Genomic DNA, 20,477 nt, shown 5'->3' with positions numbered 1-20,477 from the left:
TCTATTATTCCTGCTACTATCCCTAAATGGTCTATGTTCTGAATTTCTATTTCTTGAGGTTTTAATTTCACAACAGTTTCCTCTACTATTCTGTTGTTATCCATTATTTCTTATTTGGTTATCAATTCATTTTTTTCGTTTGTTTTTGTTACCAAGCTTCACTTTCTCACACCATCTCCCTCTTAATGCTATTTCTTCTCATTAACCCTCTTAATCTTTGAATTATCTTTAGTTAATATGTACTACTTTAATGGCTTTTTTACCTTGTGACAGTTGAGGGTGCGGAATGTGGGTTGGAATGAAATACACTCACAAGGTAGACACCAACTTGGTTATGAGAAAATTTCTAGGAATGCTATTAAAGCACCGATTCCCAAGTTCATTACAGAAGATGTAAATTTTATTGCTTTTCGCTTTTCTGGTATAAAAGCAATGGTAGGCTATTAGAGATGGCGCTATATTTTATGTTATTTGGTTAGATAGAAATTTTACTCTTTACGATCATGGTTAATTACTGTTTGCAGATAGTCAATTTTTAATCTAACAATTACACTAAAAATACTTGTTTTGCTGTTAATTTTAAATCAGGAAAAATAGAAGAAACAAGTTGATCATGATTTTGAAACAACTGCTTTTCATACTCATCTCCTACTAACGTACAAATGGTAATAGTTGGTTGTTTGGGTTTACCAATATATTCTCTTCCACCAATACCTAAATAATCTACTATCCAATATTCAGGTATACCCAATAAAGCGTAATCTTCAACTTTACGGGCGTAGTCATTTTGCCAATTTGTACTTACGACTTCTGCAATTAGTTTAATGGATTTTCCTGATGTAATCACAGGTTCATTTTGCCATAATGGTTCATTAATTAGTTGGGTTTGATCTAAGACAATGACATCAGGACGAAAAGCTGTTTCTGTTCCCAATAGTTTAATTAAACAGCGATGGGGAATAAAATATGGTAAATCTTTACGATCAATTTCTACATTCAGTTTTCGCCCAATAAATGATGATACCTGTTCATGGGGTCCTGTTGGTTCCATTTCGATTAATTCCCCATCAATGAGTTCGTAATTATTATTATCACCGTACTGAGTGATAAATTCATTAGCTGTGATCAGTTTTGGGGGTGATTGTACCATAATTATTTTTCCCCATATTAGGTAAATGTTAATAACGTAAGTTGCTAGTTAAGGAAAATGTCAGAATCAGGATATCCAGGATTTAAGGATTAATAGGATAATACAGCAGTTTCGAGGTACATGAGGTACAAGGTTAACAGGCAGGATACCTGTTCCACAAGGGTTTTATGATTTGAGTTTGTACCTCACTAGTATGAAATATGCTGTAAGAGTATTTTCATTAGCAATTACCTTATTACCTATTACCCATTACCAGCCTTAACAAATAACTAGCAACTTGAGTTAATAATTAACTAAACTGTTCAATTATTCCCCCACCCAATACCTTTTCCCCTTCATACCAAACCGCAGCTTGTCCTGGAGTAATGCTGAACTGAGGTTCATCAAATACTAAGCGCACTCGGTCATTTTCTAAAGGTATCACCGTCACTGCTACGGGTTGGGAACGATAACGAATTTGCACTTCTGCACGGATGGGGGTTGCAGGTTCAGCAATGGATACCCAGTTTACCCGGTTGACTGTACATTCTTCTTGTGTTCCTTTAGTGCGATCGCCTACAACCACACGATTATTAACTGCATCTAATTCAATCACATACAAAGGTTCAGCAGCAGCAATTCCTAAGCCTTTTCGCTGGCCTATGGTGTAATGATGGACACCATCATGTTTGCCCAAAACCTTACCAGTGGTATCCACAATATCACCTGGTTTTGGTGCTAAATATTTATCCAAAAATGCCCGCATGGAACCGTTACTTTCCACCAAGCATAAATCTTGACTTTCTGGCTTATCGGCGGTTTTTAAACCATATTCGGCGGCTATTTTGCGGGTATCGCTTTTATTCAATTCTCCCAAAGGAAAGATAGAAGCCCCAAGTAAATCTTGAGACAAATCATACAGGAAATAAGATTGATCCTTGTTGCGGTCTACGGCGCGTAATAATTGATAACGTCCAGTAGTTTTATCGTAAGTAATTCGCGCATAATGACCGGTAGCTATGCGAACTGACAAGTCAGCGCTTGCGCTATCGCTCCCTAATTTTTCCCGTGCATATTCCACCATTGGTCCAAACTTCACGGTTTTGTTACATTGAGAACAAGGCAGGGGAGTAATTCCCACACTGTAACCAGAGACTAAATAATCAACAATATTCGCTTGAAAGACATCCCGAATATCAACAATTTCGTGGGGAACGCCTAATTGTTCACAAATACTAGCTGCGTCGATCATTCCTTCAGAGCAACATTGACCCTTACCTTTCATTAACCAAAAGGTCAAACCTATTACATCATAGCCCTGATTGTGTAAAATAGCGGCAGCTACAGAACTGTCAACGCCACCAGAAAGACCAACAACAACTTTTTTCATAATTTACACTTTTAACAGTGTTTGCGACTGATTATTTTTAATAGAGGTTTTTGATTTCCGCACAAGGCAAATACTTTTATATCCTAGCATAAGTTGTGTAGGGTTTGACCCATCTCGGTAATTCCCTATTATCCTGATTAAAATAATGGCTAGTAGAAAATGTTGAAAAATCCTGTTGACAAATATGCTGCATTTAAAAACCACACAATTTACTTCCGTACCCCTAATTTCCTTGCTTGTGGGTGGATGCTTGATGTTAACCTGCCGTGCTAGTCTAGCACAGACCAGATTACCAGAATTACAACCAGCAATGGAGTTTTATCAACCAAATCAAAATTCTCAAAATTATCAACCTACACAAATCAGTCAATTTGGACAAAACTTTGAAAGATATGTTGTCTATGTTGATAGTGATAACTCCCAAATTCTACAACAAGTGCGTCAAATTGAAAGTAGTGCTTATATTCGTCAGCTTAATGGACGGAAGATCATTCAGTCTGGTGTGTTTAGTCAACCATTTAACGCCCAACAGCGTGTGAGAGAATTAGAATTAAATGGTATTAGTGGCGCTCGCATTCTCAGCTTTTCTAACCCAGAACAAATCTCCTATTTCTCTGGTAGAGAAGTACCTTATTCTACTGGAGATAATTTTCGTAATGTAAATCCTAATGTTCAAAGAGAACAAGGTAGATATTACTACGTTATCATTCCCACCAGTAGTAATAACTTACCCTTGCTTGGTAGAGAAATTCGACAAAAAATAGATGGTAATACTAATGTTTTTATGAGAACTCAACCACGGGGAGCGCATATAGCTGTAGGAGGTTTTAAAGAACGCCAAGAAGCAGAACAATGGAATAATTATCTGCGAAATTTAGGTTACGGTAATGCTAGGGTTTATTATGGAAGATAGGTGACAGGTGATTGGTGATTGGTGATTGGTGATTGGTGATAGAAAAGAATAACTAATGACTAATCACTAATCACTAAAAACTAATAACTAATAACTAATAACTAATAACTAATAACTAATAACTAATGACTAAAGAACAATTTGTAGTCACTTCTGCTCAAATGCGTGACATTGAAGGACGAATATTTGCTGCGGGAATGCCGGTTGCAGCTTTGATGGAAAAAGTAGGGAGATTAATTAGCGTTTGCTTGCAATCTATCATACCTCTTCGCCCCCTTTTTCAAGGGGGGTTGGGGGGATCTAATGTAGGAATTCTAGCAGGTCCAGGACACAATGGAGGTGATGCTTTAGTTGTAGCCAGAGAGTTACATTTTCAAGGTTATCAAGTTTGGATTTATCAACCTTTCACTAAACTCAAAGAATTAACTTCTCAACATTTTAAATATGCCCAAAGTTTGGAAATTCCTTGTTTTACAGAACTGGCAGAATTACCAAGTTGTGATTTTTTAATTGATGGGTTATTTGGCTTTGGTTTAGAAAGAGAAATTACCGGAAATATTGCCGAAGCAATTAACCATTTTAATGATTGGAATAAACCGATTTTTAGTATTGACTTACCTTCTGGTTTACACACAGATACAGGGGAAGTTTTAGGAACTGCAATCAAAGCAAATTATACCTTTTGTTTAGGTTTATGGAAACAGGGTTTATTGCAAGAACAAGCATTAGAATATATTGGTAAAGCGGAATTAATTGATTTTGATATTCCCTTAGCTGATATTCATGCAATTTTAGGTGAATTTCCCAAAATCAAACGCATTACTAAAACCACAGTATTTGATACCTTATCTTTACCACTTCCCCCCACCACCCATAAATATAAATCTGGACATTTACTATTAATTTGTGGTTCAAAACGCTATGCAGGGGGAGCAATTTTAACAGGTTTAGGTGCGCGTGCTTCCGGGGTAGGAATGTTATCAATTGCTGTACCTGAAAGTATTAAACCGCTTTTAGTTTCCCATTTACCAGAAGCTTTAATTATTGGATGTCCTGAAACCGAAACCGGGGCAATTTCTCATTTACAATTACCTCCGAAAACTGATTTAAGTTCATTTAATGCCATTGCTTGCGGACCAGGTTTAACTACAGATGCTACCCCAATTATTGAACAGGTAATTAATAGTGATGTGCCGTTAATTTTGGATGCCGATGGTTTAAATATCTTGGCACAATTAGGGACTGTTGCTACTTTAATAAAACGCCAACATCCAACAATTCTCACACCCCATACAGGAGAATTTAATCGTTTATTTCCTGATATTGAGGTTAAAGATCGAGTGAAAGCAGTACAAGAAGCAGCATCACAAACGGAGGCTGTAGTGCTGTTAAAAGGGGCAAGAACGGCTATTTCTAACCCTCAAGGTGTCGTTTGGATCAATTCTGAAAGTACGCCAGCTTTAGCCCGTGGTGGTAGTGGTGATGTTTTGACTGGTTTAATGGGGGGAATTTTGGCGCGGGTTGTTAATAAACAAGTGAATATTGAAGATGTGGTAGCTGCTGCGTCTTGGTGGCATTCTCAAGGGGGTATTTTAGCAGTAAAAGAAAGGACAGAATTAGGGGTTGATGCTTTTACTTTGACGCAATATTTGATGAGGGTTTTGTGTGATATGTAGTTTATTAAACATCTGAACAAAAGGGAGTATTCCAAAGGTGTAAATTTATTTTTATCTAACGAAATAAAATGATCAAAGGCAGGATATGATTGAACCGCAAAGGGCGCAAAGTACACAAAGGTAAGAGAGTGTCAGAGAGTTTTTGGTGTAGTTTTTTTATTTTGGCAAAGTTGGGATGCTCCCGAAAAAAACAGCCATTAATCATTTATTATATGGGGGTAATGAGTAAAGATAGGAAAGTTTTCATTAATAATGCGACGGGATACAATTTTTTCTAAATTCGTCGGGTATATTTAGAGGTTGTTTGAAAAGTATTAGATGAAACCGATAATCTCTAGAAACCTAACCCTCCTTCCCTACAAGGGAATGGGGGTTTCAAAGCCTCAGAAAATTAGACTGATCATCTAAATTAAACTAAATTACCACCCTAGATAGGACTGTCTAAGCCTTATCTACTAACAGTTCCAAGATATTAGGAGTTAATAATTATGCTTCCCATTGATAAATGTGTGATTTGTAATGGCAACTTATTAGAAACTAAAGTAACAGAAATTATCAAAGGTGGTGGTAATACCGCAACCTTACAAGTTAATGCTTTAGTTTGTCAAAATTGTGGAGAACGTTTTTATCATGCAGATACAATCAGAAAATTTGAAAATATTAAACTGAAATTAGAAAGACAAGAAACTCAAGATTTAATTCCAGTAGGTCAATCTTTTGAAGTTGCATGATAAACAAGTTAACATGGAATCTTTAAAGATATAATATTGGTAAGCAACCAGAGGAGGTTAAAAATATATGACAGCACCTCAACTAGCACTAACCACAAACTCTAATCTTTACGAACAAGATTTTTACTTGTGGATAGAAATAACAGCCAAACAATTAAAAGCAGGGAATTTTGCAGAAATTGATTTAGAAAATCTGATTGAAGAAATCGAAAGCATGGGAAGAAGTGAAAAACGATCATTAGAAAGTAATTTAGTAGTTCTTTTAATGCACCTGTTAAAATATAAATATCAACCAGAAAAACGTTCTAGAAGTTGGATTTCGACTATCTTTGAACATCGTCGGAGATTAAATAAACAATTCCAAGATAGTCCTAGTCTCAAAAAATATTTTTTGGAAACATTTGCAGAATGTTATCAAGATGCACGTCAACAAGCATCTATAGAAACTGGTTTAGACTTAGATATTTTTCCTTTAGAATCACCTTTTAATACCGATGAATGTTTAAATCAAGACTTGTTACCTGAATAATTTATAGAATTTTACTATTCAGATCCCCGACTTCTTCAAGTCTTCAAGAAATCGAGGATATAATACTAAAAATGCTGATTTGGATCTATTCCCGCATCTCTCAATAATTGTTCTAAACGTCGGTTGCGTTGACGTTCCTGTTCTAATTGTTCTTCAAACTCTTTTTGTGTTGCTAAAATTCTCTCCTCTGGGGTTAAATATCTTTTCCCTGTTTCATCAAACCAATATAACCACTCTCTGGTAATTCCTTGATATTTTCCCTCTTCTCTCCCTATTCCTAAATTCAGTTCTGATAACCAGACTGGTTCACCTTTTAATAACTGATATTCTCCATTTTCCAGTTTATAAACTTCTAACCGGGGTTTTCTTTTCCTTAAAGGATTATATATTACATAATATAAAATTCCTAATTCAGCATATTCTTGTTTCTTTTGTGTATATTCTCCTCTCCTAGTTTGTGAGACTATTTCTAATACCATAATCGGTAGTTTTTGTTCTTCCCATAAAACATAAGATAACCGCAAATCCGAGTCAATAATTCTTGGTACTCCGATACTCAGAAAACCATCAGGAACAATTGCAGGTTGATAGGGATCATAATAAATTCCCATATCTACCCCAAAAAACCAATCCATTTTTTCTGACCAAATTAATGCGAGAATAGCTTCTAAAAGTCCTGGTATTAAATGTTGTAATTGATTATCCACTGGTGTGTCGTCTGAGTCTGGTAAATCTTCCGCAGAAGGTAAGCAATGTCTAGGATTATAATTTAATAACATTTGCTTCTCCAACAAATTCTTTAGATCATATTATATAATATTCTGGGTTAATTACAGCAGGAGGCAAGAGGAAAACTGGCTTAGTGACTGGCTTTAAACTTAAATGCTGTATCTCGCTGATCTGTAATTTGCTATAAATTTATTCTTATTATCCCCCCTGTTATTGTGGGTTGGGGGGATCTAAAATCAAACTATGGTGGATCTAAATTAACCCCAGAATTTACAAAAAGTTCCCTATTCAACTTTTCAATTACATAATTTGCAACCACAGTTTCAGAACATTTATTTTGCCAAAAAATTAATGATTTATAGTGCATTTCTTCCATCAGTTCTTTATTTTCTAACAGATTTTTTAACACCTTTGGTAATTCTTGCCAATTTTTTATTTTAATCATCGGCGCACCCTCTAAATACCATCGAGAAGGTAAAGCTTCTGTGACTAAAACACAACCATATTTCATCCCCTCAAATAAACGTGTGGTTTCAAAAGATGTACCTCTAGGAACAAGACAGATTTTTGTATCCATCATAATTTCACAATAGCTGCGTTCATCTGCTTGAGTTCTATTGTGATAACCACCAGTAATGGATAATTCTACTTTAAATTGTGGATTTTTTTGTTGAAATTTCTTTAAAGTTGATAACATCAATTTTCTAGATAATGCTTTGGGAGTTCCTAACCAAGATTTTAAAGACCAGATCGGATATTGTCTATGAATTACACTTCCAGAAAAGTAAGTATCATAAAGCCGGTCTGCAATGTTTTTAATCGGTAAATCCTGAGAGTTATAGTATCCCAAAGGAATATCATAGATAGGGGGAATTTTTCCTTTACCTGATATCCAACTTTTGAATTTATGCCAGTAATAATTTACCCTACCGGGAACACCAACTACTAATATTCTGAAAAATTGAATTAGTGTCAGTAGATTTAATAATGAAGGTTGTAAAATAGGGTTACATCCGAGAATGGAATTTGTGCCTATACACTTAAATACTGCCCTGACTTTGTGAGCATACTTGGGTATGCGATACCATTCATCACAAAGGACAAAAACTACAACATTTTGCCCATAAGATGGTAGTTCATCAATTTCATTCCAAGTGACATAAAAGACTAAACCACTGATAAGAGAACTTTTCTCTATTGCCTGAAATACTTTACCAAAATAAGTGGTTAAGGCAAAATCAATTGGTGGTTTAGGATCGTATATATCCCAAGCAACAGGTTTTTGATCTTTGCGGATGTAGAGATAATACTGATTAGCAAGAGCGGTAATTACAGTCATCTAAGTTCAGGAATTTGATCAGAATTTACCGAAGTTTTTGAAATAAAAAAAACACTAAGACACAAAACCCCAAACTATCAAATTAAGTTGGAGGTCTAAGTATTAGCTGTTTATTTATTTCTCAGCGGCCTTTTCTAAAATAGCCTTGCTTCAATTTTCTATACTTTGTTGTGTAGACAGGAAAGTTATACAAAATCATTATGGAAAATTCATAATTCTTTCGTAATTAAGTAAGCATTCAGCCGTCAGCTATTAGCTATCAGGAAAACTCACAAAAAGCACAAATATCAGCCTGTGAATTTATCTGCTTAAAGTCCGTGTAATCTAGTAAAATTCTGATTTTAAGTAGTTACTTTTTTCCTCGTTTTTCCTCGTTCCCATACTCTGTATGGGAATGAATTTTCAAGTCTCTGTCTTGAGAATATCAGAGTCAGAGCCTCTGTGATGGCATTCCCAGTTAGAAACTGGGAACGAGATAACGAGATACAAGCAAATATTCTGACTCCTGACTCCTGACTCCTGACTCCTCAAATACCATGACTTTTACCAACTACCCAATGACGACGGAAAAACCGAGAAAGTGCAGACTCTTCCAAAGATAAATAAATTGGTCTACCATGAGGACAAGTCTGGGGGTTGCGGGTACGTTGCCAATCATCTAATAATTGCTGCATTTCTGGTAAACTCATGGGTGTACCATTGCGGATAGCACTGCGACAAGCAACAGCAACCTGGGCGGTTTGTAAGTCTCCTCCTAAACTTAATTCTAATAATGCTTCGGCGCAATCTTCCCGTGTTTTTAACATTGTGGGAACTGTACGTACAGCCCAAAGTTTTTCTCCAAAAGTTTCAATATCTAAGTTAATTCTTTGTAATTGAGCAACCTGAGAAGGTAATAATTGATAAAGAATAATTGGTGTTTCTACAGGCACTATTTCCCATTCATCACAGATTTTTTCATATAAAACTCTTTCATGAGCAATGTGTTGTTCTACTAACCACATTCCTCCTGGATGTTCGGCAACAATATACATATTGCTCACTTGGGCAACGGCTTTTAAGTAATTCTGTGTTTTTGTATCTGCATTTTTAGAACTAAAGTTATAACTACCTTTTTTTTCTGCAACTTTAAGTAAGTTACTTACTCTAGTTGTGTGAACTGAATCTTTTAAATTAGCTTCAGAAATATAGAATGCTTGATTAATTGTTTCGCTAATTTTTTCTTGCCAAGCATTAATTTCATTTAAATAAATTTCTGTTTTAGCAGGGTGTCGATTCCAGTTAATTTGATCAGGGGAAATGGTAAGATGTAAAAAACAAACCGGATAGCGATCGCGTGGTAAGGTTTTATGAAATGCTGAAAAAATCGTTTGTTCTAATTCTGGTGATTTAATGATTCTGCCATTAATGGCTACTTTTACCCAGTCAGGTTTATGACGGTGACATCTATCTGGTAAACCAATTACTAAGTTAATTGTAGATTGCGGATTGGGTCTTGCTATCTTTAATTCTTTTAAATCACCTGGTTTAATTTGGGTGAGAATTTGCGGAATTAATTTACCTGGACTTGCAGTTTGACAAATAGTGAACCATTCCCGATCATTTTGCCAAACTTGATAAGTAATATGAGGATGACATAAAGCAATTTGTTGAATGATTATTTGTACAGCTTTCATTTGCTGTGTGGCGTTCGGTAAACCTTGACGACGTGCAGGATAATTAGCAAATAAATTATCAACAGTAACAACAGTACCAGAAGCGATCGCTACTACTTCCGTTTTAATAACTTTCCCATCATTTCCATAAACAACCCGCCATCCTTCATTTCCCCCCACAGGACGGCTAAAAATTTCTAAATATGCTAAAGTTGCTAAACTATGTAACGCTTCTCCACGAAAACCTAAACTTTTAATTTTCCACAAATCATCTGAAGAATGAATTTTACTGGTAGTATGTGCTGTTGCCGCTTGTTGTAAATCATCTAAATTCATGCCACAACCATTATCAGCTACACGCACTCGCCATTGCTGCGGCCATAAAGAAACTACAATGCGCGTTGCACCAGCATCTAAGGAATTTTCTACTAATTCCCGAACCACAGAAGCAAAACTATCTATTACTTCTCCTGCTGTAATCAGATATACGACTTCTGTAGGTAAAGATTGTATTGTAGATGCCATGTTCCAGAATTGAAAATTAAAAATTAAAGATTAAAAATTGTCGGGATGTATAGATAATTAGTTTACAATATTTAGGTTTATTTTAGGCTTATAAACTGTAATCATAATTTTAGTTAACATCTCTAAAGAATTTTAGATAAATTGTCAAAAAAACCGAATTTTCAAAGTATTTTTGATAGATTGCTGGTAAAGTCTTAAACTAAAAACGCCAATGAGTAATTTAGTTGCTGATGTTAATGAATTAATATCGCGTCTAGAATGGGGTCAACCCGCCTTTACAATTATTGATGTACGCGATCGCCATACCTACAACCACGGTCATATCACAGGTGCTATTTCCATTCCCCTCAACGACTTAGCCGACCGTGCAAAAACCAGCTTGCATAAACAACGCCAAATCTACGTTTATGGCGACCATGATACCCATGCTAATCTGGCAGTTAGTATTTTAGGCGCTGCCGGGTTTAGAGATGTCTGTGTTATTCAAGGTGGCCTAGACGCTTGGAAAACAGTAGGAGGCGCTACAGAAGGTGTGTAACAGTTAACAGTTATCAATTAAGATGAGATCCCCGACTTTATTAAAAAAGTTGGGAATCTCAATCTTTTTTATGAGTTATAAATCCAGAAATCTACTAATATTCTCAACTGTTTTTTGCTTATTATGCAATCCTGAAGTGTAATAAGAGGTAAATGGAATCTGCTCACCAGATTGCATCACCATAGCTACTCTATAAGTAGAACCACTTTTACTGCTGGTTTTTTGCACAGTCATAAATTGAATATCACGAATTTTGTATTCTTTTTGTGATTTATCAAATAGTCCCTGATATTCCAGAGTTAATGTTCCTAATGTTTTATCTATATGGCAAATCAGAACTTTACCCAGGAAAATAACTATTAATAAATCAGCAATTACAAATACACTAGCATATAAGTAAGCAAGTAAACGATAATCATATTCAATTAACAATTCTTGTTTTTGAGAATCTTGCAAAAAAGCTTCAATTTCTTTAGCCCAGGTTTTGACAGTCACATCATTAGGAGATGTGTTAGCTATGGGGGGAACTTCTCCATCTTTAGTTAATAGAATTACCTGCGATCGCCAATTATCTTTACTATCTTTGAAAGTTTTAATTTCAGTTCCTTGGATATCACTCAAAGCTATTTCTTTCTCAGTTTTTGATAAAAGTCCAACGATAGAAATTTGACAAGTTCCTAATGTAGATGTTTGACGGCGACAACTAAAAGTATGTGCATGGGCAATAAAAAGAGGCATTATTAACCCACTTGAACCTAAGATAGAACAAAATATCCAGAGAAACCAAGGACGTAAACGCAACGTCATCTGGTTTTGGCTTTCTTGAATAACTTTCATATTCCCTATATGCTGGCTTTTATGTCTTTTTTATATCATATTTTTGCCCATATTCAATAAAAATCCCCCACAACAATGCGGGGGAAAATCAAAATATACAAAATTCAAATTTAGTCTTTCATAGCCAAAACCTTATCCAATTCAGGTTTCAATAAACCACTTAACAAAGATGCAGGATGTTGAGCATGAGGCCAAGCAAAAGCATGGCGAAATGCAGCATCTTGACAGGCTTGAAGTTGTTGGAAATTAATAATGTCGTAAGTCAGCAGATTTTCATATTCAAAAGGTAAACGAACATTATGTAAACCTGCGTTATCAGTACAGATGGCAATATCAACCCCAGCTTCAAAACATCGATCAAAAACCAATTTTAACTGCCGGATATCCTGTAAAGTTCCTGTTTTTAAGTAAGTCGTGGGACAAACTTCTAAACATTGTCCTCTTCTGGCTAAATCTGGTAATAATTGAGGATAAAGTAAAGGAATTTGGATACCGTGACCAATTCGCATTAAATAAGGTAAAAGTTCGGGATAACAACCATCGTTGGTTTCATAAAGATGTCCGGTAGTCTTCAAACCCAAAGAACGGGCATAGTTATATAAACTAATCCATTCTGGCATTCTTTCCCCATAAATGCGATCGCCCCCTGCCACATCCACCGCACAAACATATTCTCTATTTTGTGCTGCTAAATCCACAATAGCTTTATTTACCTCAAAAGGTAAACGAGAGTGCATACAGAGAATTTGACTATTAACAATGGGATATTCTAAAGAATGACTCGCTTTACCCACAATTTCCACAATTTCCGCCATCTTATCAATTCTGGCATTTTGATTTAGATGTTCAGGAGTGCGTAAATAGGGAGTATAACGCAATTCTAAATAAGCCAAATTTTCAAAGATATACGCGCCACGCAACAAGCGATAGATAAAGTAAGGCAAAGTTTCCACAGTTTGCACACTTTCCACTAAAGTATGCAATTCTAAATACTCATCTAAAGTATTGCGGGGACGGGTGTAAAAATCCTCAAATTCAGAATATTCAGCAAACTGAGAAATTAAATCTGTAGCATGGCGCTGAAAATACCGCCACAACACACGGGGGACAACAGAACCCCCCAGGTGTCTATGTAACTCAGCGTATAAGGCCATAATGGTAACTTTTAGATAAAAATTTTATTAATTGTAACAAAATTTATAAATAAAAAATATATTAATAATTTTACCAACCACCAGTACCCAGTCATCAGTCACAAAGTTATTGACAAAAGCTAAAAAAACTGCTAATAATTGATATTTGTGGAAACTTTACCCTTTAATATAATCTCTTGGCTAACGTCATTGTCATAGGCGCTCAATGGGGCGATGAAGGAAAAGGTAAAATAACTGACTTACTCAGCCGCTCCGCAGATGTGGTGGTACGTTACCAGGGAGGAGTTAACGCTGGACACACAATAGTAGTCCAAGGTCAGACATTTAAACTGCACTTAATTCCCTCTGGTATATTGTATCCAGATACCGAATGTATCATCGGCTGTGGGACAGTTATTGATCCACAGGTTTTGATACAAGAACTTGAACAACTTGAACAACTAAATATTTCTACTGCTAATCTGCTGATTTCAGAGACGGCTCATGTTACCATGCCTTACCATAGGTTAATTGATAAGGCATCAGAAGAACGCCGGGGAACGCATAAAATCGGCACGACTGGTAGAGGTATAGGTCCTACCTACGCGGATAAATCAGAACGGACAGGCATCAGGATGTTAGACTTGATGGATCCGGCTGGATTACGTGAGCAGTTAGAATGGACAATAAATTATAAAAACACAATTTTAGAAAAATTGTATGATATTCCTGCTCTAGACCCCCAAGAAGTAATTGAGGAGTATTTGGGCTATGCAGAAAGGTTGCGTCCTTTTGTGGTGGACACATCAATAAAAATATATGATGCGGTGCAAAAACGACGTAACATTTTGTTTGAAGGCGCACAAGGAACTCTACTGGATTTAGATCATGGGACCTATCCTTATGTCACCTCTTCTAATCCTGTAGCTGGGGGTGCTTGCGTGGGTACGGGTCTTGGACCGACAATGATAGATCGGGTAATAGGGGTATCCAAAGCATATACCACTAGAGTAGGTGAAGGACCATTCCCCACAGAATTAGATGGGGAAATTGGTGATTTATTGGGCGATCGCGGTGCAGAATTTGGCACAACCACAGGTAGAAAGCGCCGTTGTGGTTGGTTTGATGCCGTGATTGGGCGTTATGCAGTCCGTATTAATGGTATGGATTGTATGGCCATCACCAAACTTGATGTCCTCGACGAGTTAGAAGAAATCAAAGTTTGTGTGGCTTATGAAATAGATGGCCAACGCTGTGATCACTTCCCCACCAGCGCCCGTCAGTTTGCCCGTTGTCGTCCGATTTATAAAACCTTACCAGGATGGCAAGTACCAACCACTGAATGCCGTACCTTGGAAGACTTGCCAAAGCAAGCATTGGACTATCTGAAATTCTTAGCAGAATTAATGGAAGTCCCGATCGCGATCGTCTCCTTGGGAGCAAGTCGTGATCAAACTATCATTGTAGAAGATCCAATTCACGGACCAAAACGCGCACTGTTGCACCCAAATGGTACACCAGTTTAATAATTGACAATTGACAATTGACAATTGACAACTAACAACCAACCACTAAAACATTAAGAGTAGTATGGCGATCGCATTAGAATCTCACAAACGTCCAGAAGGTAGCAAGCCCAATGCTTTGCGACGTTCTGGTTTAATCCCCGCGAATTTGTACGGACACAACGGTGCGGAATCAATTTCTTTAGTAGTTGATGCAAAAACCGTTGAACGCTTGCTCAAACAAGCTGCTCCCAACAAAACCGAAATTGAACTCAATATTCCTGAACTTCAGTGGACTGGTAAAACCGTACTCCGCGAAGTTCAAATTCACCCAGCCAAGGGTACACCTTACCATCTCAGTTTTTTTGCTGCTAAAGCCTAAAAGATGGTGTGCATTTTATCTTCAATAGCACTTAAATAGCACTTAAATTTTGTCATAATTGCTGAATGAACCAGGGTTAAACCCCTGGTTTTTTTTGTTAAGCTATCAGGGTTAATATAGCAGTCAGCTTTTAAACAAAACTCTTGTCTGATGGGGGTTACAGAATTTAGGACTGTTCTAATTACTGTGGCAACTGCTATATCTGAGCTACAATTATTTTCGCTGATAAGTAACTCAACCTTAAAAACGTAATACCCATATCCCCGACTTCTTTAAGAAGTAGGGGATCTATCCACTTCTTACTTGTCTAGGTTGACCTGTATTTATCTGCGGCTAAAAATCCCACATCCAAAAATCCCACATCCAACATCCAACACTGGTATAAATATTATGACACAAGCTAATCTTCCAGCTTTAATTGAACAAATGTTACAACCAGGATTTTATCCTCATGGGGTAACAGAACCAATTCAACTGATTCAAACTCATGCTTCTTATGTGTTACTAACTGGAGAATATGTCTATAAACTGAAAAAACCTATAAATTTTGGCTTTTTAGATTATTCCACATTAGAAAAGCGGTTACATTGTTGCCAGGAAGAGTTACGTTTAAATCAGCGGGGCGCAGGTGAACTGTATTTGCAAGTATTACCTATTACCTGCACAGGAGAACAATACCATTTAGCGGGAACGGGAGAAGTTGTCGAATATGCGCTGAAAATGCGTCAATTTCCCCAAGATGCTTTATTTAGTGAACTTTTTTCCCAGGGTAAGTTAAATGAAATGCACTTGCAGGAATTAGGACGGGTAGTATCTGAATACCATGCAAAGTCCCAGACAAATGATTACATTCGCAGTTTTGGACAAGTCTTAGAAGTGCATTTAGCTATTGATGAGAATTATAACCAAACTTTAAAGTATATTGGTGGTCCTCAAACCCAGCAACAGTTTACAGAAACAAAAGCATATACAGATAACTTTTTTAACCAAAATCCAGAATTATTTACTAGCAGAATTACCAATAACTACATCCGTGAATGTCACGGGGATTTACACCTGCGAAATATTGCTCTTTGGCATGATAAAATCATGTTATTCGATTGTATAGAATTTAATGAGTCGTTTCGCTTTGTAGATGTCATGTATGATGTGGCATTTACGGTAATGGATATTGAAGCAAAAGGGCGGAAAGATTTAGCAAATGCTTTTTTAAATGCTTATGTTGAACAAACTGGAGACTGGGCAGGGTTACAGGTATTACCTTTATATTTAAGTCGTCAAGCTTATGTGCGGGCAAAGGTGACATCATTTTTATTAGATGATCCTAGTGTACCCGCAGATGTGAAAGAAGAAGCCGCAAAAACAGCATCTGCATATTATCGTCAAGCTTGGGAGTATACTAAACCCAAACAAGGACAAGTAATTTTAATGTCAGGGTTATCAGGTTCTGGTAAAAGTACCACTGCTAGGTATTTAGCTCGTAAACTAGGAGCAGTTCATTTGCGTTCTGATGCAGTGCGGAAACATTTAGCAGGTATTCCTTTATTAGAACGTGGTGGAAATGAAATTTATACACCAGAAATGACTCAAAAGACTTATGAACGGTTGTTAACATTAGGAATTACACTGGCCAATCAAGGTTGGCATGTGATTTTAGATGCCAAGTATGACCGTCAACACTTACGCCAGCAAGCGATTAATCAAGCTACTCAACATCAATTACCCTTACAGATTCTCCACTGCACCGCACCATTAGAAGTATTGCAAGAGCGACTTGTTAACCGTACCGGTGATATTGCTGATGCTACCGCTGATTTATTGGTATCTCAACTCAACCAAGCTGAACCATTCACAGACAAAGAACAACCCTACATTAAAATCTTGGATACAACTCAACCACTGGAGGAACAATTAAAAGAATTTGGTATTGATAGATAGCTAGAATTTGCTTTGATTCCTTATTTCCTATTTCCTATTATCTGCTATTTCCTATTATCTGAAGTGATATAATAGGATAATTAAAACTGCGAGGTGAATTTCTATGGTAACTCTAGCACCTACTCACAGCGACACTCACACCAATAGCATCATCCTCAATAATATTTCTTGGAATACTTTTGAAAGGATTTTATTAGAAACAGGTGATACTCGCAATAACAGGTTTACTTATAATCAGGGAATCTTAGAAATTATGACTCCATTAATGCCCCATGAACATAATAAACGCTTACTAGAAAAGATCATTGATACTTTAGTTGAAGAATTAAATCTCAACGTTAAAAGCACTGGTTCATTAACTTGTAAACGGGAAGATTTAGCTAGAGGTGTAGAACCTGATTCTAGTTTCTATATTCAAAACGAACCAATTATGAGAAATAAAAAAACTTTAGATTTAACTCAAGATCCCCCACCAGATTTAGTGATAGAAGTTGATTATGCTAGTTCTTCTATTGATAAATTACCGATTTATTTAGCTTTAGGTGTTCCTGAAGTGTGGCGTTATGATGAACCTGTAATGCAAATTTATAGTTTATCTGATGGTAAATATATTCCTTGTAATGGTTCACCTACTTTTGCTAATTTACCTTTAAATACAGAAATTCCTAAATTTTTAGCTGCTAGTTTAGAAGTGGGTGAAGTGGCAATGATTAGAAATTTTCGGAGTTGGTTAAAAACACAAATAGAAAATATTAAATAAATTTCAGAATCAGGATATCCAGGATTTGAGGATTTACAGGATAATTCGTAATTATTTTGTCTGAATCAGGATGTCCAGGATTTGAGGATTTACAGGATGGTTATTGATAAATTGTCTGTGAATATTTAGATTTTATAAAATCAGACTACACCAAATAGTAAAAACATCAAATACAGAGTATAATTAAAATATAAAAGTTTGATATTCAGGATATTCAAAAATGTATCAAACAGATCCGCCTTTAGCGGCAAAAGAAACATTACCCACAATGTATGATCTGCCTAGCGAAGATCCAGAGGAGAAAGGTTTGCCAGATCAATTTCATTTATTGCAACCACAATTATTAGCAGATACATTTCTTCCTCCTAATTATAAACAAGAGGAAATATTTACCGGGAGTGACATGAATCTGTATTTTGATTCTCGTCATCCATTGTGGTATAAACGCCCGGATTGGTTTGCGGTTGTGGGTGTTCCTTATTTGTATGAAAAAAGAGATTTGCGGTTAAGTTATGTAGTGTGGCAAGAATCTGTGAATCCTTATATTGTGGTAGAGTTATTATCACCAGGAACAGAAAAAGAAGATTTAGGTCAAATATTGCGAGATGTGGAAAAACCTCCTGGTAAATGGGAAGTTTACGAAAAGATTTTAAGGATACCTTATTATGCCATATTTGATCGTTATCAATCAGAATTTAGGATGTTTGAATTAACAGGCGATCGCTATATTGAAACCTTGCGATCGACACCTTCAGACACTAATTCTCGTTTTTGGATTCCTGGGTTAGAATTAGGTTTAGGAATTTGGGAAGGTAGCTATAAAAATGTACAAATGCCTTGGTTACGATGGTATGATCAAAATGGTAATTGGGTATTAACTCCCGCAGAACAAGAAAGAGAAAAAGCGGAACAAGAAAGACAACGTGCGGAAATAGAAAGACAGCGTGCGGAACAGGAAAAACAACGTGCAGAACAGGAAAGACAAAAAACAGAAAAATTAATTGCCCAACTGCGTGCTTTAGGTGTAGAACCTGAGATAGATTAAAACTCAGATCCCTGACTTCATTTATAAAAGATAAAATTCAGAAGTCGGGGATATTTATTAACAAAAATAATTAACACAATTTCTCTAAAGTTTATTAACTAAAGATTGACGTTTGCTTTGATATTCTTCTTCTGTAATAATTCCCTCTTCAAATATTTCTTTTAATGCTTTTAATCCCTTAGCTGCTTCCACAGTAGAATTTTGTATTTTTTTAGTTTTTTTAACTATTACTGTTCTTCTTCTTTTGGGTCTTCTACTGAGATTATCTGCACGCAATTTTTCCATCAATTTAGGTACATCTATCAATTTAGGTAAATCTTCTATTTCTCTAATATTATCCCAATCAATCACCGCAACCCAAAAATTATCTTCTGGAGAATGTTTAACTCTTCCTTCAACTTCTAAATCTTCGCTATAAAAAGTTAGTATTTGACCATCTTTTAATTCAATTTTTTGCCGTGCTAAATCCTCAATTGCGCCAATACAATTTAACCGCAGATGACCTTCTTCGTCAGCATTATTAAAGTCTGCAAAAACTCTCAATTGTTTATTCAGAATTTGTTGGTTATTATTGTCTGGAGAGTTGAAAGAATTAGCTGGTATGTTCATTGGTAATCTCTATAAATATTATGGCTTTGGTTTAGGAATTGTAGGTGTGAGCAGATTACTAATTTGTTCTGGAGTTAAACCAGTTAATGTTGCGTGATAACCTCTTCCAGAAGTTCTGATTACATCACCACCTGCGTTGCGAACATCTCCTACTGTTGTAACACCTATTTGCCCATGAGGGATAAATTTTACTAATTCCTCTATTGATAATCCTACCTCACATTGTACGGAAATTCCAGTTATTCCACTGGAATGAGTACCTATTCCCATTTGGATATCTTCTGGACGGTTGCGGCCTCCTCGTACTACTAAGGCTTCATCTGGTATTTTTTCCACAAAATTTAACTTTAATCATCATATACGCAATAATTACTTTACCAGTAAATATTCTAGCAAAGATTATAAATTTTTAGTTCTAATGGGCGCATCTTCATTAGGCTTATTTTTAGGCTGGTTAGTTTATCAAATCTTCCCAATTTTTACAAATCGCTAAACCTTACATTTTTTATCCTCTTATGCTACAATATAATCAAGTTCCAAAAATATAACTACATAAATACAAAGAATGTGAACAACCTATCAATTCCAGCGCAAACATTACAGGAAGCATGGGAAAAAGGTGTACAGCAAGGTTTAACCCAAGTTGCTGTAAATATGTTACGAGAAGGTATTGATTTAGATTTTATCGTCAAACTAACTGGACTGCCATTAGAAGTAGTTAAAAATTTACAAACTGTTGATATAGATGATGATAAAATATTAGTGAAACAATTTTTAGCAATGAGTGAATCATCATTAAATAAAATTTGGCTTGATCCAGAGGAAGACGAAGCATGGAAGGATCTATAGAACATTTAATTAAATGATAAAATTACTAATAACCAGATACCCGACTTCTTTGATAAATTAAGATTATTCACCAAGTAAAAAATTATAATTCGTAGGGGTTTAGCATTACTCATTGGTATCAACTTAAACAAAAAATGCCTTATCTGTTATCTTCCACACCCGCCATGAAATGAATTATGGCTTACGCCACGCTACGCTATCATGGCTAATAGCTAAAGTTTACTAAAGTAAACTATCAATTTTTTGGCATTTTTAGTCATCTTTA

The 20,477-nt window shown here is 36.0% G+C and carries 21 protein-coding genes; 12 read left to right on the top strand and 9 right to left on the bottom strand.

All coding sequences use genetic code 11. From position 1 onward, the window contains the following. Nucleotides 1-288 precede the first annotated feature (288 nt). Nucleotides 289-447: a hypothetical protein gene (locus tag IQ237_RS16070; RefSeq protein WP_228020365.1), complete on the top strand. Its 159-nt coding sequence runs from the start codon at nucleotides 289-291 to the stop codon at nucleotides 445-447. A gap of 100 nt (nucleotides 448-547) precedes the next feature. On the opposite strand, the gene IQ237_RS16065 is transcribed toward IQ237_RS16070, so the two are convergent. Next, nucleotides 548-1,150 carry a Uma2 family endonuclease gene (locus IQ237_RS16065; RefSeq protein WP_194056865.1) on the bottom strand — a complete coding sequence of 201 codons (603 nt, stop codon included), beginning with the start codon at nucleotides 1,148-1,150 and terminating at the stop codon, nucleotides 548-550. A gap of 289 nt (nucleotides 1,151-1,439) precedes the next feature. Continuing rightward, a complete protein-coding gene (mnmA, locus tag IQ237_RS16060) occupies nucleotides 1,440-2,519 on the bottom strand; it encodes a tRNA 2-thiouridine(34) synthase MnmA (protein WP_194056863.1) in 1,080 nt (359 codons plus the stop codon). Nucleotides 2,520-2,772: 253 nt separating this feature from the next. Here mnmA and IQ237_RS16055 point away from each other — a divergent pair, with 253 nt between their 5' ends. From IQ237_RS16055 to IQ237_RS16040, 4 genes are all read left to right on the top strand, one after another. Beyond that, complete coding sequence (locus IQ237_RS16055; protein ID WP_228020363.1) at nucleotides 2,773-3,432, top strand: hypothetical protein; 660 nt, start codon at nucleotides 2,773-2,775, stop codon at nucleotides 3,430-3,432. A 125-nt stretch (nucleotides 3,433-3,557) separates the two neighbouring features. Then, nucleotides 3,558-5,108 (top strand): NAD(P)H-hydrate dehydratase, encoded by a 1,551-nt coding sequence (locus IQ237_RS16050; RefSeq protein ID WP_194056859.1) that lies wholly within the window; start codon nucleotides 3,558-3,560, stop codon nucleotides 5,106-5,108. Between the two features lie 488 nt (nucleotides 5,109-5,596). Beyond that, entirely contained in the window at nucleotides 5,597-5,839 is a 243-nt protein-coding gene (locus tag IQ237_RS16045) for a YgiT-type zinc finger protein (protein WP_194056857.1), read from the top strand. Nucleotides 5,840-5,906: 67 nt separating this feature from the next. Continuing rightward, a complete protein-coding gene (locus tag IQ237_RS16040; RefSeq protein ID WP_194056855.1) occupies nucleotides 5,907-6,368 on the top strand; it encodes a DUF29 domain-containing protein in 462 nt (153 codons plus the stop codon). 65 nt (nucleotides 6,369-6,433) lie between these two features. Here IQ237_RS16040 and IQ237_RS16035 read toward each other — a convergent pair whose 3' ends face one another. The 3 genes from IQ237_RS16035 to mutL all read right to left on the bottom strand — a co-directional run bounded on the left by IQ237_RS16035 (nucleotide 6,434) and on the right by mutL (nucleotide 10,616). After that, nucleotides 6,434-7,147: a Uma2 family endonuclease gene (locus IQ237_RS16035; RefSeq protein WP_194056853.1), complete on the bottom strand. Its 714-nt coding sequence runs from the start codon at nucleotides 7,145-7,147 to the stop codon at nucleotides 6,434-6,436. A gap of 191 nt (nucleotides 7,148-7,338) precedes the next feature. Further along, complete coding sequence (locus IQ237_RS16030) at nucleotides 7,339-8,436, bottom strand: glycosyltransferase family 1 protein (RefSeq protein WP_194056851.1); 1,098 nt, start codon at nucleotides 8,434-8,436, stop codon at nucleotides 7,339-7,341. 527 nt (nucleotides 8,437-8,963) lie between these two features. Beyond that, entirely contained in the window at nucleotides 8,964-10,616 is a 1,653-nt protein-coding gene (mutL, locus tag IQ237_RS16025) for a DNA mismatch repair endonuclease MutL (RefSeq protein WP_194056849.1), read from the bottom strand. A 211-nt stretch (nucleotides 10,617-10,827) separates the two neighbouring features. Between mutL and IQ237_RS16020 the strand changes: the two genes are divergently transcribed. Next, nucleotides 10,828-11,154, top strand: coding sequence for a rhodanese-like domain-containing protein (locus tag IQ237_RS16020; protein WP_194056847.1), 327 nt, complete (start codon nucleotides 10,828-10,830; stop codon nucleotides 11,152-11,154). A gap of 75 nt (nucleotides 11,155-11,229) precedes the next feature. Here IQ237_RS16020 and IQ237_RS16015 read toward each other — a convergent pair whose 3' ends face one another. Together IQ237_RS16015 and IQ237_RS16010 are read right to left on the bottom strand one after the other, a co-directional pair. After that, nucleotides 11,230-11,991, bottom strand: a complete 762-nt coding sequence (locus IQ237_RS16015) for a hypothetical protein (RefSeq protein ID WP_194056846.1) — start codon at nucleotides 11,989-11,991, stop codon at nucleotides 11,230-11,232. A 110-nt stretch (nucleotides 11,992-12,101) separates the two neighbouring features. Continuing rightward, entirely contained in the window at nucleotides 12,102-13,145 is a 1,044-nt protein-coding gene (locus tag IQ237_RS16010; protein ID WP_194056844.1) for an adenosine deaminase, read from the bottom strand. 176 nt (nucleotides 13,146-13,321) lie between these two features. On the opposite strand from IQ237_RS16010, the gene IQ237_RS16005 reads away from it, so the two are divergent. The 5 genes from IQ237_RS16005 (at nucleotide 13,322) to IQ237_RS15985 (ending at nucleotide 18,754) form a co-directional block, all read left to right on the top strand. Then, nucleotides 13,322-14,650 (top strand): adenylosuccinate synthase, encoded by a 1,329-nt coding sequence (locus IQ237_RS16005; RefSeq protein ID WP_194056842.1) that lies wholly within the window; start codon nucleotides 13,322-13,324, stop codon nucleotides 14,648-14,650. Between the two features lie 64 nt (nucleotides 14,651-14,714). After that, the gene (rplY, locus tag IQ237_RS16000; RefSeq protein WP_096570713.1) at nucleotides 14,715-15,011 is read left to right on the top strand and encodes a 50S ribosomal protein L25; all 297 of its coding nucleotides are present in this window, start codon (nucleotides 14,715-14,717) and stop codon (nucleotides 15,009-15,011) included. A 390-nt stretch (nucleotides 15,012-15,401) separates the two neighbouring features. After that, nucleotides 15,402-16,949 (top strand): AAA family ATPase, encoded by a 1,548-nt coding sequence (locus IQ237_RS15995; RefSeq protein ID WP_194056840.1) that lies wholly within the window; start codon nucleotides 15,402-15,404, stop codon nucleotides 16,947-16,949. A gap of 103 nt (nucleotides 16,950-17,052) precedes the next feature. Beyond that, entirely contained in the window at nucleotides 17,053-17,709 is a 657-nt protein-coding gene (locus IQ237_RS15990; RefSeq protein WP_194056838.1) for a Uma2 family endonuclease, read from the top strand. Between the two features lie 220 nt (nucleotides 17,710-17,929). Next, nucleotides 17,930-18,754 (top strand): Uma2 family endonuclease, encoded by an 825-nt coding sequence (locus IQ237_RS15985; protein WP_194056836.1) that lies wholly within the window; start codon nucleotides 17,930-17,932, stop codon nucleotides 18,752-18,754. 84 nt (nucleotides 18,755-18,838) lie between these two features. Here the strand turns inward: IQ237_RS15985 and IQ237_RS26340 are convergent, their stop codons facing one another. Then, nucleotides 18,839-19,363, bottom strand: coding sequence for a hypothetical protein (locus IQ237_RS26340; RefSeq protein WP_228020361.1), 525 nt, complete (start codon nucleotides 19,361-19,363; stop codon nucleotides 18,839-18,841). A gap of 18 nt (nucleotides 19,364-19,381) precedes the next feature. Next, nucleotides 19,382-19,699 carry a flavoredoxin gene (locus IQ237_RS15975; RefSeq protein WP_194056834.1) on the bottom strand — a complete coding sequence of 106 codons (318 nt, stop codon included), beginning with the start codon at nucleotides 19,697-19,699 and terminating at the stop codon, nucleotides 19,382-19,384. Between the two features lie 231 nt (nucleotides 19,700-19,930). On the opposite strand from IQ237_RS15975, the gene IQ237_RS15970 reads away from it, so the two are divergent. Continuing rightward, the gene (locus tag IQ237_RS15970) at nucleotides 19,931-20,212 is read left to right on the top strand and encodes a hypothetical protein (protein WP_194056832.1); all 282 of its coding nucleotides are present in this window, start codon (nucleotides 19,931-19,933) and stop codon (nucleotides 20,210-20,212) included. Nucleotides 20,213-20,477 lie beyond the last annotated feature (265 nt).

This window comes from Sphaerospermopsis sp. LEGE 08334 (assembly GCF_015207205.1).
Lineage (GTDB): Bacteria > Cyanobacteriota > Cyanobacteriia > Cyanobacteriales > Nostocaceae > Sphaerospermopsis.
The sequence above is the reverse complement of the archived record's forward strand: the minus strand, read 5'-3'. Positions and strand labels throughout refer to the sequence as shown.

What these genes read in the sequence shown, in the direction of transcription:
- IQ237_RS16065 (WP_194056865.1), bottom strand. Translation starts at nt 1,150, where the DNA reads ATGGTACAATCACCCCCAAAACTGATCACAGCTAATGAATTTATCACT.
- mnmA (WP_194056863.1), bottom strand. Translation starts at nt 2,519, where the DNA reads ATGAAAAAAGTTGTTGTTGGTCTTTCTGGTGGCGTTGACAGTTCTGTA.
- IQ237_RS16055 (WP_228020363.1), top strand. Translation starts at nt 2,773, where the DNA reads ATGTTAACCTGCCGTGCTAGTCTAGCACAGACCAGATTACCAGAATTA.
- IQ237_RS16050 (WP_194056859.1), top strand. Translation starts at nt 3,558, where the DNA reads ATGACTAAAGAACAATTTGTAGTCACTTCTGCTCAAATGCGTGACATT.
- IQ237_RS16045 (WP_194056857.1), top strand. Translation starts at nt 5,597, where the DNA reads ATGCTTCCCATTGATAAATGTGTGATTTGTAATGGCAACTTATTAGAA.
- IQ237_RS16040 (WP_194056855.1), top strand. Translation starts at nt 5,907, where the DNA reads ATGACAGCACCTCAACTAGCACTAACCACAAACTCTAATCTTTACGAA.
- IQ237_RS16035 (WP_194056853.1), bottom strand. Translation starts at nt 7,147, where the DNA reads ATGTTATTAAATTATAATCCTAGACATTGCTTACCTTCTGCGGAAGAT.
- IQ237_RS16030 (WP_194056851.1), bottom strand. Translation starts at nt 8,436, where the DNA reads ATGACTGTAATTACCGCTCTTGCTAATCAGTATTATCTCTACATCCGC.
- mutL (WP_194056849.1), bottom strand. Translation starts at nt 10,616, where the DNA reads ATGGCATCTACAATACAATCTTTACCTACAGAAGTCGTATATCTGATT.
- IQ237_RS16020 (WP_194056847.1), top strand. Translation starts at nt 10,828, where the DNA reads ATGAGTAATTTAGTTGCTGATGTTAATGAATTAATATCGCGTCTAGAA.
- IQ237_RS16015 (WP_194056846.1), bottom strand. Translation starts at nt 11,991, where the DNA reads ATGAAAGTTATTCAAGAAAGCCAAAACCAGATGACGTTGCGTTTACGT.
- IQ237_RS16010 (WP_194056844.1), bottom strand. Translation starts at nt 13,145, where the DNA reads ATGGCCTTATACGCTGAGTTACATAGACACCTGGGGGGTTCTGTTGTC.
- rplY (WP_096570713.1), top strand. Translation starts at nt 14,715, where the DNA reads ATGGCGATCGCATTAGAATCTCACAAACGTCCAGAAGGTAGCAAGCCC.
- IQ237_RS15995 (WP_194056840.1), top strand. Translation starts at nt 15,402, where the DNA reads ATGACACAAGCTAATCTTCCAGCTTTAATTGAACAAATGTTACAACCA.
- IQ237_RS15990 (WP_194056838.1), top strand. Translation starts at nt 17,053, where the DNA reads ATGGTAACTCTAGCACCTACTCACAGCGACACTCACACCAATAGCATC.
- IQ237_RS15985 (WP_194056836.1), top strand. Translation starts at nt 17,930, where the DNA reads ATGTATCAAACAGATCCGCCTTTAGCGGCAAAAGAAACATTACCCACA.
- IQ237_RS26340 (WP_228020361.1), bottom strand. Translation starts at nt 19,363, where the DNA reads ATGAACATACCAGCTAATTCTTTCAACTCTCCAGACAATAATAACCAA.